Genomic DNA, 14220 nt, shown 5'->3' on the forward strand with positions numbered 1-14220 from the left:
ACACACCTCACCGTAGGGTGTGCTGCGCGCACCAATTACAATTAAATTTTTACTCTCCAAATTTACCGTTGATAATAACATCATTGGTTCCCCAATCACACTCATACACTCCCTCCTCAACATAACGATGAAATGTCGAATAAGGCCAATCTTTAAGGTTATCAACTAATCCATGCTTAACCAGATTATAATGAACGTAATTAAAATGCTTTTCATAATCATCATTATTTTTAATTTCATGTTCCCAAAAACGACGTTGCCACACCACCGACTCTCGTCTTTTCCGTTGAGATTGATTAAGCGTTGAATCGGTTATTAAAGATAAAGGACATTGTTGAGTAACAATCCGTAACGCCTTCAGTTAGGCATTTCGGATTCAGGACTTCAGTCCTGTGGTTTTGTTTTAGTGTTATTTAGCGTTAATTTTGACTATAAAACAACCTGCGGGACTAAAGTCCCGGTTCCTTTTATTAACGACCAACGAATACCAAAACTTGAATCATGTGGAGGTAAAGTTAAAATACAATGCAAATGATCGGGTAGCAAAACCCATGCATCAATATCAAAAGGATGAATTTTTCTCACATCGACAATAGCTTGATGTAAAGCACTTCGAATAATCTCTTCACATAAAATCTTTCGGCGTTTATATGACACGACAGTAAAAAAGAAGGTACCTCCATGTCGATTACTACGTATATAACGAGACATAGAGACTCCTTGGAATAAATAGATCGCCTTAATGATAGACACACATATTAAGGTGCGCATAGAACACCTCACCGTAGGGTGTGCTGCGCGCACCAAAAAAATTGGTAAATTTACGAAGACAAACAACAACCAAACTTCCCGAGTATCACTACAAACTGGATTTTAAATCCTTAATTATGTTATAACCCCTCCACTTTTAGTCCGTTTCTAAGGAACACCAATGGATAACAACACCCTGCTGCCACAGGCATTTATTGATAAGATGAAAAACATATTACCGAGCCATCTTCAATTAAATGATCTAATAGAATATTGCCATAAACCACTTCGTCGTGCGGTACGGGTTAATACGTTAAAAATATCCATTGAAGACTTTCAAGCACGCGCCAAAGAACACCAATGGCAATTAACACCTATTCCTTGGTGTAAAGAAGGTTTTTGGATCGATGCTCAGGACGATACATACTCCTTAGGCAATAGTGCAGAACATCAATCTGGACTTTGTTATATTCAAGAAGCCAGTTCAATGATGCCCGTTGCAGCACTATTTCATTTTTTTAAACAAACAGACAACGCCATTTTACTTGATGCTGCAGCAGCACCTGGTTCAAAGACAACACAAATGGCAGCACAAATGCAAAACCAAGGATTAATCATTGCCAATGAATATTCATCCAGTCGTATTAAAATGTTACATGCCAATATTCAACGTTGTGGTATCAAAAACGTCGCATTAACCCATTTTGATGCTGCAGTATTTGGCGATTGGTTACCGGAAACATTCGATGCAATCCTATTAGATGCGCCATGTTCCGGAGAAGGAACCGTACGCAAAGACAAATATGCAATGAAAAACTGGTCTCAGGCTGCTATCGATGATATTTCCAATATGCAATCGGGACTCATAGAAAGTGCGTTTAATGCACTAAAACCAAGCGGGATACTTATCTACTCTACATGCACATTAAGCCATGAAGAAAACCAAAATGTTTTAGCTGAGCTGAAAGTAAAATACCCGAATAGCGTTACATTTTTATCATTAGAAAATCTATTCGAAGACGCATCCAAGGCACTTACAAAAGAAGGATTTCTTCATATTTGGCCACAGATATACGATAGCGAAGGTTTTTTTGTTGCAGCTTTACAAAAAACACAAAGTACAGCATCCCCAAATACCAAAAAACGACCAGCAAAACTCCCCTTTTCAAAGGCAAATTCTCAAGAGCAACAAGATTTATTTAACTATTTCAATACACAATTTTCTATTAGCAATATTGAAGGTAGTTTGTATAAACGAGATCAAGAATTTTGGTTATTTCCCACCGAAATTGAGCCCATTATGGATAAAATCCGCTTCTCACGCCTAGGTATTAAAATTGCTGAACAATTTGGTAAAGGAAGAAAAACAGGCTTTAAAACCATGCACGAATTTGCTCGTACTTTTGGCGATCAAAGTAAAAGCAATAAAATAGAGATTTCAGCTGAACAAGCAAATGATTTTTATCAAGGAAAAGATATTCGTGAAGTTGAAACTAATCATGCAACAGGTGAGGTATTAGTGAGTTATCGTGATAATGTTATAGGTATGGGGAAAGTTGTCAGCAACAGAATTAAAAACAACCTTCCTCGTGATTTAATACACGATAAAAGATTGTTTGAAAAATAATATAACGTGCTTATGCATTACTCAGGTAAATGTATTTTTCGGGCCGTCGGCTTCAGCCGACATGTCATGCATTGCATGATGCTTTATATAAATATGAGCGACTGAAGTCGCTGCCCCAAATACACAACTATCTATATAATAAAGCGATTTATTGACAAAGGCTTTGTTCAGCAACCCATTCATTATTATTAACATGGCCTATTGTACAAACAAATTCAACTTGACCAATAAAATCTGCAAAATCTAATAATTGAGCACGAACATTTACCCCTGATAGTGCACGATTAATTTGTTCAAAGGCAACTTCATTCGGAAAATCAGGCATTTCATCGGCATGGAGTAAAAATAACTGGGCAACTTGTAAATTGATCATATCCATATAGGGACCATAATTAATTGCATTCGCTAAATATTGGTAAAAGTCATCATCGTACTCACCAAAACGTGACTTAATATTAGCCATATAGATCCATGTTAATGGCCAGTGAGAACGTAATTCTGATGATTTTTTATAAAGTACTAAGGCTTTCTCTAAACTATCTCGAACAATTGCATCGTCATCTTCAAACTTAAAAGCTTTCCACTCATAAAGTTTTGCGGTCATATTTAAGTAATGCGGATGGTGGCCATGCAATTTCAACATCATGTCGCTCGATTTAAAAGCATCATCTAGTTCATCTTGCGTTAGTACATTCTCTTTCTGCCAGCGTTCTAAATAGGTATTTACTTTTAAGTAGCTTAAATTAGCAAGGCCATATTTAACAGCTAAAAAGCCAACAATCAATGCGAAGCTAATTAATATAAACCGAGCTAGAGCAACTTTCATAAATGGCCTTCAAAATCGATAATTGATGGGTTACTCATAAAAATAGTATTTGGATTATCAACACACAGTGTGTCTGCTCTTTCAGTACCATATTTAATCTCAATAAGATTATACGCTTCATCCATTTTATTCGGACGACGTTTAATACTGTGCATATCAGAGGCAATAATATGAACTAAATCCGAATCTAAATACTCCCAGGCTAAGGCTTGGGAACGCTCACCAAAATCACCAACAAGTGACGATGCAGTAAGTTGAAGTAAACACCCTTGCTGTATAAAAGCATCAATAAAATGACTGTGTTTCCATAAATCACGGTTACGTTCAGGATGCGCAATCATAGGGCGAATATTATTCGAAATGAGCCAATCAACTAACTTATCGCTTCCTGCTGATATATGGCTATGTGGAAACTCTAATAACAATATATCCATCCCATCAACATTACCAAGGAAAGGCAATTTTTTAGTCTTTGCTAACAACATAATTTCTGGGCATATTCGAACTTCTGCTGCGAAACCAAGTTGAACGGGTAAAGATAATGAATCAATTTTATCACTAACAGATTTAAAAACAGATTCAATGCCAGCAAGGTCATTATCAAACGTGCCTAAATGAATATGTGGCGTTGCGAGTATTTTAGAAACGCCATTACTGATCGACTGTTCAATCAAATTAATAGAATCATCAAGTGTTTGGGCACCATCATCGATGCCCGGAAGGATATGACTATGTAAATCAATCATTGACTATTAAGACTTATTATCGTGTGTATAGCCATAGGAATCATAATAACCAGGGTAATAACCATGTTTATTTGCTTTAGCTAGGTCAACGCGATTTAACACAATACCGTCTATTTTTGCTTCAATTTCTAATAATCGGTCAATCCCCGTTTTCGCAATAGCTTGTTTAGTTGAATCAGAACGCACCACATAAATAACAGAATCAGCATGTTGAGAAAGTACCATTGCATCACTTACTGCCAAGGTTGGCGCAGAATCGATAATAATACGATCATAATGCTTCTTAAGTGAATCGAGTAAGTTATCGAATTTTTTAGATGCTAATATTTCCAGTGGATTCGGTGGAATAAGGCCCGCTGGCAATATATCTAAACCAGACACATCATCATGGACAATTGCGTCCGCTAAACTCGATGTACCTGAAATCACATTCGACAGACCGTTTTGATATGGTGGAAGTGAGAACACTTTGGTAAAACTTGGTCGACGCATATCACCTTCGATTAATAGCGTTTTCTCCATTTGTGCCATAGAAAAAGCAATATTCACCGACGTTGTTGTTTTACCTTCATCCGGAATAGAAGACGTAACAACCAACACTTTATGATCATTATCTATATGAGATAAAACAAAACCGGTACGCACAGTTCGAATTGCTTCAGCAAATTGTCGATATTCCTCATTAAAGAAAGCATGAAGTGGGAATTTTTCTTTCTTTTTAAGCTGAATTAATGGCAACAGACCCAACAGGCGAATACCTAATTTAGATTCAACCGCTGCGGCACTGCGGAAACTATCATTCAGTGCATCAAGTACAAATGTTAATACAACAGCAAATCCGAAAGAAGCTACAAAACCAAGAAGTATTATCAAAGATTTTTTAGGTTTAACGGGAACCGTTGGCACTTCCGCACGGTCAACAACATGCGCTTTTGCAACTTCTAAATCAGCAGTGATATCCATCTCTTTAAAACGCTCAAGAAATGAATCATATAATTTACGATTAGCATCAACTTCACGGCTTAGTTTTAAATATCCCTGCTCTTGATTGGTAATATTTTGGTATTTGCCCTTTTCCTTTTCTAACGCTTGGGATAAACGACGTTCATTATCTTTAGCCGCACTCAACTCTTTTTGAATGCCACGTACTAATTTATTCACCTGTGCATTTAGATTTTTCTGAACAGAGGCTAATTCCGCTTTCGCAGCAATTAATTTAGGATGCTTTTCACCATAACGGAAACTCAATTCAGAAACACGTTTTTCAGCTTCAATTTCAACGTTTTTAATTGAACTGATAGATGGATGGTTGCTGATTTCAGGAATACTTAAAAGTGAATCCACATCATTACTATCAAGCTTACTCACAAATAATGATATGGTCTCAGCTTCGTAACGTTTTTGTCTTGCTGCCAAGTAACTCTGGGTTAAACTTTCTAATTCATCGCTCGCAATACTACGCACACCACGAGACTCAATATCAATTAGATTTTCCTTAACACGATAGGCTTGTAACTTATCCACTGAATCATCTAAATTTACACGTAATTCATCTAAACGACTTTTAACCCACCCAGATGCATTTCGTGTGGTATCTAACTGGTTTGACATACCTTGTTCGATATAAGCCTCACCAATTGCATTGGCAACAGATGCCGCAAGTCTTGGATCAGATGCCTGAAAAGAAATCTTAACCAATTGTGTATTACGCACAGGCGTCACACTCAAACGCCCTTGAACAGCATTTACCAGGGCAACATAGGCTCTTCTTTTTGCTATTTCTTCATCAATAACCACAGTGCTTTGTTCTGGAAGCGGCAGTAAACCCTTTACATAGGTTTTAATTTGCGTAATTAATCCCTGATCTTTTTTAGGTTGAAACTCAGGGTGATTACCTAAATTTAACTCTTCAATCACTTGTTCAGTGATAGCACGAGATTTAATAATTTCATATTGTGTTAAAAAATATTCTTTACGGGAAGTATCTAAGGAATAAACAGTATCAATAGAAACCGTATTAGTCGGTTCAACATCTAACAATAAAGATGATGTGGCTTGATAAATAGGCGTCATACCAATAACAAATATGGCAATTAATAAGGTTGTAAAAAAAGAAAAACTAAAAATTTTCCATTTAGCGCGCATTAAGACACTAAAATACTGCCTTAGATCGATGATTTCATCTTGCGTTTGAGTTGAATCACTTTTTCCTAAATTCATATTTATAATATCCGTATTTTAAAAGAAACTTTGTTCAATGGTGATCGTATCACCGGCAGAAATCGGAGAAGTCAATTTCACTTTCGTATTAATGACGTCATTGCCAACCGCATGTTTAATGTAAATTTTGCTTTTAGAGGCACGTTCAGTAAAACCACCCGCTAGAGCAACCGACTGATCGACAGTCATTCCGGGTTGATACGGGTATGCTCCCGGTTTTTTAACTTCACCATGAATATAAAATGGTCGATAATTAACAACATCAACTTGAACCGATGGGCTAATAAGATAATCCCCCAGTAAACCATCATGAATAAGATCCTGCACTTGCGCGGTGGTTTTTCCTTTAACCGAAATAGACCCGATTAAGGGAAAATTAATAAATCCATTATCATTGATAACTAATTCGACGGTCAGATCCGGCTCATCGTAAACCAGTATCTTGATCTGATCACCCGAGTCTAAAATATAAGAATCATCTGTAACGGCTTGAGCAGTAAAACAGATAAGAATTGAAAAAAAGAAAATAATATTTTTAATCATAATGAAAGTGATATCCCTAAAGTAATCGAATTTTGTGTATATCCGTGTCCAGATAATGATGAACTTTTATCTGTGTATTCATAAGCAGTCGTAAAACGTACCCAACGAGCAAAATCATAACTCAAACCAATAGAACCAATATGAGTAATATCTTCTCTGTCGATACTTGAACCAAAATAATCCTCATCACTATAGCTGAAGCCAATACTCGATGTGATGACATCGGACCAAGAATGCTTCCAATCTAATGAACCATCTAACGAAACACTATAGTCACCGAATGTACTACTATCTTCTGCAGAACGCTGTAAAGATAAATCAAAACTAGAACGAGTGACAGGCTCCCAAACTATACTAATATTGATCGTCGTACCATCATAATTTTCATAAGCAGAGTCTGTATAGCTTTTATATTGATAGCCAAAATTAATATTTCCAACCGTTTTAGCCAACCCTTCCCAGCGAAGACCAATAGACACATTATTATCAATATTATCTTGCTTAGAGGTTGAACTTTCATTATGTAAATAATTAATATCAGCACGACTTAGTGATAATGTTAAATCAGTTACACTGCCTATTTTATAGGCACCATCTAATGATAAGGTCGTTGTAGCAGTATCATCGTACCGAGTCGTATCCGTAAAGTTTTGATAAACTTTTTGTGCGTAAGCAATACCACCACCGATATTCATCGGCGCAGAGACAGCACCAAATTCATAATACACAGACCCAGTATATGAATTATATTTAAGTGGCTCGTCGTAAGTATATTCAGAGGAATCCGTTGTATTCGATCCTCTATCTTCATGGGTATTAGCCATTCCTAACTTAATATCTAAACGATGACGATCTGTAAATTCTTTATGCGCTAAAAGCGACAGGTTATGATCAATATAATCGTCATCACCGTCATTATTTGCCGAGTATGATCCCGATGATAAGGTATAAGTACCGCCATACTCATCAATACCATTGCTAATACCAAATTTAACCGAAGGGGATATTTTATAAATATAAGAAGACACTTTTTCAACTTCGCTCGTATAAATATTATCATCGTAAACGATTGAACTGGTTAATTCGGGCACAAGTAAGAAGCCATCGATTAATTCATAGGGAGCTGGTGAATAGATACCCGCCTGTACACCAGTAGAAATTAATAATGATAATGTAGATAGCGTAAATCGATACTGTTTAATAGGCATTTTTATTTACAAACCCTTTAAATAGTGTCAGGAAGATTATTTTTAAATCCAATAAAATAGACCAATCCCGAATATACTGTAAATCAAACTCAACACGCTTTTCCATTTTCTCTAAGGTGTCAGTTTCACCACGCCAACCATTGATTTGTGCCCAACCTGTTATACCTGGTTTAACTTTATGGCGCATCATATAAAAATCAACTAGAGCACGATACTGTTCATTGTGTGCAACCGCATGCGGTCTGGGGCCAACAATAGACATTTGTCCCTGTAGTACATTAATAAATTGTGGTAATTCATCTAATGAGGTTTTACGAAGAAAAGCACCAAGACGGGTAATACGTGCATCCCCTTTCGTCGCTTGCTTAACAACTGGGCCATTATCCGCAACGGTCATGGATCGGAATTTCCAGACGTTAATAGCTTTACCCGATAACCCATAACGTTTCTGTTTAAAGAACACCGGACCCGATGAATCTAATTTAATGAGCAACGCAATAATCAACATGGGGATGGCAATGCCCATCAAAATTAACGAGGCACCAATAAGATCTTCAATGCGTTTAGAAACACTCGACAATCCACTCATCGGTGATTCATAAACACTAATGGTTTGCATGGTCCCCACATTAGTCAAACGCGCATTCATCAGATTATAGATAAAGAAATCAGGAACCAAATGCACATCTACGGTTGTATCACCAAGAATGCGTAAAATACTATCAATTCGTGACTGGGCCGCAAGTGGTAAGGCAACATAAACAATATCAAACTCCCCTGAACGACCAAGTTCAACACCTTTTTCAACATTCCCCATGAGTTTATCTCGATAGCGTTCAGCTAAACGATCGTCTTCCCTATCGTCAAAAAAGCCTTCTAGCGTAAAACCTGACTCGGGATGTTTTGCAAACTCATCGGCTAATTGAACCCCAAGTTTAGTGAGGCCAATAATAGCAACTCTTCTACGGTTAAACCCATTACGACGGCGATTAAATAGAACAGCGCGAAAAATAAGTCGCCATCCAACTAAGACGATAGCCGAAGAAAGGAACCAAAGACCAATAACCAATCTGGAAAGCTCTGGACTATTTTTAGTAAAAATCAAGAAAATTGAAACCGCAAAAATTGCAACAAGCCAACAAACAAAGGTATAAGCAGGTAAACGAGAAAAATACTCAGTACGCCATGAACGATACAATTGAATAGTTTCAGCAGAGAGGCTGAATGAAACAGCTGCAATTAAACCAATCAATAAATATAAATTAGTGGGTTGTTCGTCCTCAATATAAATAACGGCAAACAGAACGATAAGAATAAATAAAAAATCAATCAACCGATAGACTGCAGAATACGGGTTGTTATTGTTTTTTACGTAATTGTTTTCCATAAATTAAAATCCGTTTACTTTATGACAAGTTTTTAAAATAAATAAAGATTAACAAAAGACACCATAATTAACAATTAACCAGTCGATAACCTTAAAGTTAAAATTATTAATTACAGTACCAGTATGTTCAAATAAAAGGAGTATACCGTTAAAAACTAAACTAACGAGAAATATTCCTTAGTCACTGCCAAAAAGATCGCGCGTGTACACTTTATCCGCAACGTCTTTGACTTCTTCTACCATGCGATTCGCGACAATAACATCTGACATAGTTTTAAATTCATTTAAATCACGAATAACATTAGAATTAAAAAACGAATCTTCTTCCATCACGGGTTCATAGATAACAACTTCAATCCCTTTGGCTTTTAAGCGTTTCATAATACCTTGGATAGATGATGCTCTAAAATTATCGGAACCGGACTTCATAATTAAACGGTATATACCAACAACCTTGGGATTACGAGCAATAATCGAATTAGCGATATGATCTTTACGGGTTGAATTAGAATCAACAATCGCATTAATTAAACAGTTTGGCACATCACGGTAATTAGCGCGTAATTGCTTAGTATCTTTTGGTAAACAATAACCGCCATAACCAAATGAAGGGTTATTATAATGATTACCAATACGCGGATCTAAGCCGACACCTTTAATAATTTGCTCACTATTTAAACCATTTGATTCCGCATAAGAATCTAATTCATTGAAATAAGCGACACGCATTGCCAAATAAGTATTGGAGAATAATTTAACCGCTTCAGCTTCAGTTGAATCAGTAAATAAAATTTCAATATTTTCTTTTTGGGCACCTTCGGATAAAAGCTTCGCAAAAACCTGTGCACGATCCGACACTTCACCAACAATAATACGAGAAGGATATAAATTATCGTACAACGCTTTCCCTTCTCTTAAAAACTCAGGAGAAAAGATAAGATTAGCACACTTCAACTCTTCACTAATACGTTTGGTATACCCCACTGGCACGGTTGATTTAATGACCATAACAGCAGTAGGATTTATTTCCATTACGGTTTTAATAACTGCTTCTACAGAACTGGTATTGAAATAATTGGTTTGCGGATCATAATCCGTTGGCGTAGCAATAATAACGTAATCAGCATTTGCATAGGCTTCATTAGCGTCTAACGTGGCCGTTAAATTTAATGATTTATTAACTAAAAAATCCTCTATCTCAACATCAGAGATAGGTGATTGCTGATTATTTATTAAAGACACCTTTTCTTCAATCAGATCTAATGCAACAACTTCATTATGCTGCGCAAGTAATACAGCATTAGAAAGCCCAACATATCCTGTTCCTGCTATTGCAATTTTCACGTATCAATTTCCTTTATTCTTAATATTTAAATTTACTAAATATCAGTGTTTATTATTCAAATAAACACTGACAATATCATTATACATTTAAAGTCGATAATATCTGTTTAACAAGTGCTTGGGCTGCTACTTGCGTATTTGCTTCAGCATAACACCGTAGTTCAGGCGCATTACCCGATGGTCGAAGATGAATAACCTGTCCATTATCCAAGGTCATCCGTAAACCATCTGTTTTATCAATAGAAGTCACATTGAGTTCAGACAATCCGACCTGTAACAAAAATACACTAGGTTCATTCTCAGCCTGCTCTAAAATAGCGGCACTTTTTGCCTTGGCAAAATTTTGTAAACGATCGCTTGCCGTAAAACTTGAAGGCAACGAAGCAAGCAAAGAAGAAATCGGATTATTGCCTGCCATAGCAAGTACTGCAAGTACAGGTAAAACAGCATCACGCGTGGGCAATGCAGATAATGGTTGACCATTAATAATAATATCCGATCCCACAAGAAAACCACCATTTGCTTCAAATCCAGCAATAGATTTAAAATCTTGATTAAGAATATCAAATGATTCGATCACATACGGAGACCCGATACGAGTACGTGCAACGCGCTCAAAAATACCGCAACTATCAATGGCTGAATTACAGTTAATAGGAACAGCTAGTGCTTCAATATTCATATATTGAGCGGCTAATAAACCAAGAATATCACCACGAAGATATTCGCCATTATCATCACCTAAAAGAGGACGATCGGAATCACCATCGGTAGAAAAAATTGCGTCTAATTGATATTCCTTTTGCCACTTTTTAGCTTGTTCAACATCCGATTCACTAACGGCTTCCGTATCAATAGCAACAAAAGAATCACTTCTTCCAAGACTAATTACTTCAGCCCCAAGCCCTTCGAAAATAGTAGGAAAGAGATCTCGCCCTGCACTAGAATGTTCATAAATAGCAATTTTTTTACCCGCTAATAAATTATTAGGAAATAAACGTAAATAACGTTGAATATAAGCTTCTTTTGCTTTGTTCAAAATGGCTGGTAAAGGTGCTAAGGTAAGCGCAGGTACGTAAATGGATGAGTTCAAAATAGCAAGCTCATCCGCCTTCGTAATTTCACCATCGGGACGATAGAATTTCAAACCATTACGATCAAAGGGAATATGGCTCCCGGTAATCATAATAGAGGGAATGCCATCGGCCATTGACGTGTTTGCTAATGCAGGTGTAGGGATAACACCATAATAATCAACATTAATCCCTAATGTTTTTGCAGCAGCAATACAAGCAATAGCCATATCAGGACTACTAGGTCGATTATCGATCGCAATAGCAACACGTTTAAAATTACTATTCGAACCTAGAAAAGCCAACGTAAACGCAGCACATACCTGTGGCGTAAAATCGACAACTAAACCGCGAGCACCACTGGTACCAAAAGCAATTCCACTATTTTTTATAATTTCAGCAGCATTTTGCATACTTATTTCCTACCGTATCTGTCTTCGAAACGTTCAATATCATCTTCACCAAGATAACTGCCCGTTTGAATCTCAATCATTTCTAAAAGAATCTTACCTGGGTTTTCAAGCGAATGAACCGCACCTAATGGAATATAAGTCGATTCATTTTCAGAAAGTAAAATCGTCTTATCACCATTGGTAACACGAGCAGTACCTGAAACCACAACCCAATGCTCAGAACGATGATAATGTTTTTGAACCGAGAGTTTTTGCCCCGGTTTTACCGTGATTCGTTTAACAAGATCGCGATTCCCCATATCTACAGAATCGTATTTGCCCCAAGGACGGTAGACTTCACGCTGACTTTTATATTCATAACGATTAGCTGCTTTAAGCTTTTCAACAATGGCTTTAACATCTTGTACTTTATCTTTATCTGCAACGAGTATTGCATCTTTTGTTTCGACAATAACAAGGTTATCAACACCCACTGTCGTCACTAATTTATTGCCTGCATTAATATATGAATTAGTCGAGTCCTGATTAATAACATCACCGATATTGACATTACCCTGCGCATCTTTTTCACAAACTTCCCATAACGAAGAGTAAGAACCAACATCACTCCATCCTGCGTCTAACGGAATAACGATAGCATCTTGAGTATGCTCCATCACTGCATAATCGATTGAATCATCGGGGCATTTTGCAAATATATCAGCACTAATACGTGTGAAATCAAGATCTTTAGTTTTATGCGCATAGGCTTCCGTACAAACGGATAAAATTTCAGGCGAATACTTTTTAAGTTCAGCAATAAAGCGTGACGCTTTAAACATAAACATACCGCTGTTCCATAAATAGTCACCTGACTCTAAATACAGCTGTGCTGTTGCCAATTGTGGTTTTTCAACAAAGCCAGCCACATCGTAACCAGCGGCATCTCCCTGAGATTTTGCTGCCCCCTGTTTAATGTAACCATACCCTGTTTCTGCATGCGTTGGGACAATACCAAAGGTAACTAATTTACCTTGTTCTGCAAAGGCTTTAGCAGCCACTACGGCTTGTTGAAAAGCAGGGATATCTTTAACAATATGATCAGCAGCAAGCACAAGCAACATAGGATCATTGCCATCTTCGAGCGCAGATAAAGCAGCTAGCGTGATGGCAGGAGCCGTATTTCGTCCCATCGGCTCCAAGATAATATCGCTGGCATCACAACCGTTATCACGCATCTGTTCGGCAACAACAAAACGATGTTCGTTATTACAAATTATCAACGGGTTTATGCAGGCATCAGCATCGAGTCTATTAACCGTTTCCTGAAGTAGTGTTTGTTCGTTTAGTAATGCTAAAAATTGTTTCGGATATAAAGCACGAGATAAAGGCCACAGACGGCTACCACTTCCGCCAGACATAATTACAGGTAAAATCATAAATTCCCTTTCCAAATCATTAAATAAATTTAAATATCAATTAGGTTATAGTAACTAAATAAAAATATTATACCTTTTTTGGTGACAATAAAGTTATATGTTTAAATAATTTATTGTTACCATTTAACACATAAAATCATTACGTTATAACTCTATTCCTTAAGTTTTGATGTTTACTCTTGTTTATCAATCGATATACCTATTTTACTTCGATAAAAATAATGAATTAAAATAATAATCAAAGTACAAAGCGCCATACCTATAAAACCGCAAATTAAATCATTAAGGTCAAACCGTCTATTTACATTCATAAGTTGACTTAATTCATCAAAACATAGTATGAATAATGCAAAAGTAAGACTCATTAACACTGTACGGAATATATTAAAGGATAACGCTCGTCTCAATACACGAAACACTGCAAGTGTGACAATAAAACCCGCAATAAAATGCAACCACTTGTCAGATCCCAATAACACTTCAATATATGCAGAATAAACGGGTATTCCAAGAGAACGAGATAGCGATAAAAAAGCTAATCCAGCAATAGCAAGGATTAAAAAAGAATTTAGATATTTATTGCAAAATTTATACAACTCAAGCACAAGTATTCTCAATTAAATACGACGTTCATCATGTGTAAGCATTATAATAAAACACCCGAA

The 14220-nt window shown here is 36.6% G+C and carries 13 protein-coding genes; 1 reads left to right on the plus strand and 12 read right to left on the minus strand.

Translation table 11 applies throughout. From position 1 onward, the window contains the following. Window positions 1-49 precede the first annotated feature (49 nt). Together ACR30L_RS10590 and ACR30L_RS10595 are read right to left on the minus strand one after the other, a co-directional pair. Window positions 50-265, minus strand: coding sequence for a hypothetical protein (locus ACR30L_RS10590; RefSeq protein WP_435234224.1), 216 nt, complete (start codon window positions 263-265; stop codon window positions 50-52). Between the two features lie 164 nt (window positions 266-429). Then, window positions 430-711 (minus strand): REP-associated tyrosine transposase, encoded by a 282-nt coding sequence (locus ACR30L_RS10595; RefSeq protein ID WP_435234225.1) that lies wholly within the window; start codon window positions 709-711, stop codon window positions 430-432. Between the two features lie 220 nt (window positions 712-931). Here ACR30L_RS10595 and rsmF point away from each other — a divergent pair, with 220 nt between their 5' ends. Beyond that, window positions 932-2377 (plus strand): 16S rRNA (cytosine(1407)-C(5))-methyltransferase RsmF, encoded by a 1446-nt coding sequence (gene rsmF / locus ACR30L_RS10600; RefSeq protein WP_435234226.1) that lies wholly within the window; start codon window positions 932-934, stop codon window positions 2375-2377. A gap of 148 nt (window positions 2378-2525) precedes the next feature. On the opposite strand, the gene ACR30L_RS10605 is transcribed toward rsmF, so the two are convergent. The 10 genes from ACR30L_RS10605 to ACR30L_RS10650 all read right to left on the minus strand — a co-directional run bounded on the left by ACR30L_RS10605 (window position 2526) and on the right by ACR30L_RS10650 (window position 14160). Next, window positions 2526-3203 carry a VpsP family polysaccharide biosynthesis protein gene (locus ACR30L_RS10605; RefSeq protein WP_435234227.1) on the minus strand — a complete coding sequence of 226 codons (678 nt, stop codon included), beginning with the start codon at window positions 3201-3203 and terminating at the stop codon, window positions 2526-2528. Next, window positions 3200-3949, minus strand: coding sequence for a tyrosine-protein phosphatase (locus ACR30L_RS10610; protein ID WP_435234228.1), 750 nt, complete (start codon window positions 3947-3949; stop codon window positions 3200-3202). The genes ACR30L_RS10605 and ACR30L_RS10610 overlap by 4 nt, the downstream gene beginning before the upstream one ends. A 6-nt stretch (window positions 3950-3955) precedes the next feature. After that, the gene (locus ACR30L_RS10615) at window positions 3956-6169 is read right to left on the minus strand and encodes a GumC family protein (protein ID WP_435234229.1); all 2214 of its coding nucleotides are present in this window, start codon (window positions 6167-6169) and stop codon (window positions 3956-3958) included. An 18-nt stretch (window positions 6170-6187) separates the two neighbouring features. After that, a complete protein-coding gene (locus tag ACR30L_RS10620) occupies window positions 6188-6712 on the minus strand; it encodes a polysaccharide biosynthesis/export family protein (protein WP_435234230.1) in 525 nt (174 codons plus the stop codon). Beyond that, window positions 6709-7920, minus strand: a complete 1212-nt coding sequence (locus ACR30L_RS10625) for an outer membrane beta-barrel protein (protein ID WP_435234231.1) — start codon at window positions 7918-7920, stop codon at window positions 6709-6711. The genes ACR30L_RS10620 and ACR30L_RS10625 overlap by 4 nt, the downstream gene beginning before the upstream one ends. Then, window positions 7910-9307, minus strand: a complete 1398-nt coding sequence (locus ACR30L_RS10630; RefSeq protein ID WP_435234232.1) for an undecaprenyl-phosphate glucose phosphotransferase — start codon at window positions 9305-9307, stop codon at window positions 7910-7912. Before ACR30L_RS10630 ends, ACR30L_RS10625 begins: the two co-directional genes overlap by 11 nt. A 177-nt stretch (window positions 9308-9484) precedes the next feature. Then, window positions 9485-10651, minus strand: a complete 1167-nt coding sequence (locus ACR30L_RS10635) for a nucleotide sugar dehydrogenase (protein ID WP_435234233.1) — start codon at window positions 10649-10651, stop codon at window positions 9485-9487. A gap of 79 nt (window positions 10652-10730) precedes the next feature. Beyond that, on the minus strand, window positions 10731-12137 hold the full coding sequence (locus ACR30L_RS10640) for a phosphomannomutase (protein WP_435234234.1): 1407 nt from the start codon (window positions 12135-12137) through the stop codon (window positions 10731-10733). 2 nt (window positions 12138-12139) lie between these two features. Next, window positions 12140-13555, minus strand: coding sequence for a mannose-1-phosphate guanylyltransferase/mannose-6-phosphate isomerase (locus tag ACR30L_RS10645; RefSeq protein ID WP_435234235.1), 1416 nt, complete (start codon window positions 13553-13555; stop codon window positions 12140-12142). Window positions 13556-13728: 173 nt separating this feature from the next. After that, window positions 13729-14160, minus strand: coding sequence for a VanZ family protein (locus tag ACR30L_RS10650; protein WP_435234236.1), 432 nt, complete (start codon window positions 14158-14160; stop codon window positions 13729-13731). Window positions 14161-14220: the final 60 nt, after the last annotated feature.

The organism is Psychromonas saccharinae (assembly GCF_051201515.1).
In the GTDB taxonomy this organism is placed as follows: domain Bacteria; phylum Pseudomonadota; class Gammaproteobacteria; order Enterobacterales; family Psychromonadaceae; genus Psychromonas.

Bases quoted from the DNA above. Each gene is read 5' to 3' on its own strand.
- ACR30L_RS10630 (WP_435234232.1), bottom strand. From the start codon at position 9,307: ATGGAAAACAATTACGTAAAAAACAATAACAACCCGTATTCTGCAGTC.
- ACR30L_RS10610 (WP_435234228.1), bottom strand. From the start codon at position 3,949: ATGATTGATTTACATAGTCATATCCTTCCGGGCATCGATGATGGTGCC.
- ACR30L_RS10625 (WP_435234231.1), bottom strand. From the start codon at position 7,920: ATGCCTATTAAACAGTATCGATTTACGCTATCTACATTATCATTATTA.
- ACR30L_RS10605 (WP_435234227.1), bottom strand. From the start codon at position 3,203: ATGAAAGTTGCTCTAGCTCGGTTTATATTAATTAGCTTCGCATTGATT.
- ACR30L_RS10640 (WP_435234234.1), bottom strand. From the start codon at position 12,137: ATGCAAAATGCTGCTGAAATTATAAAAAATAGTGGAATTGCTTTTGGT.
- rsmF (WP_435234226.1), top strand. From the start codon at position 932: ATGGATAACAACACCCTGCTGCCACAGGCATTTATTGATAAGATGAAA.
- ACR30L_RS10620 (WP_435234230.1), bottom strand. From the start codon at position 6,712: ATGATTAAAAATATTATTTTCTTTTTTTCAATTCTTATCTGTTTTACT.
- ACR30L_RS10645 (WP_435234235.1), bottom strand. From the start codon at position 13,555: ATGATTTTACCTGTAATTATGTCTGGCGGAAGTGGTAGCCGTCTGTGG.
- ACR30L_RS10595 (WP_435234225.1), bottom strand. From the start codon at position 711: ATGTCTCGTTATATACGTAGTAATCGACATGGAGGTACCTTCTTTTTT.
- ACR30L_RS10615 (WP_435234229.1), bottom strand. From the start codon at position 6,169: ATGAATTTAGGAAAAAGTGATTCAACTCAAACGCAAGATGAAATCATC.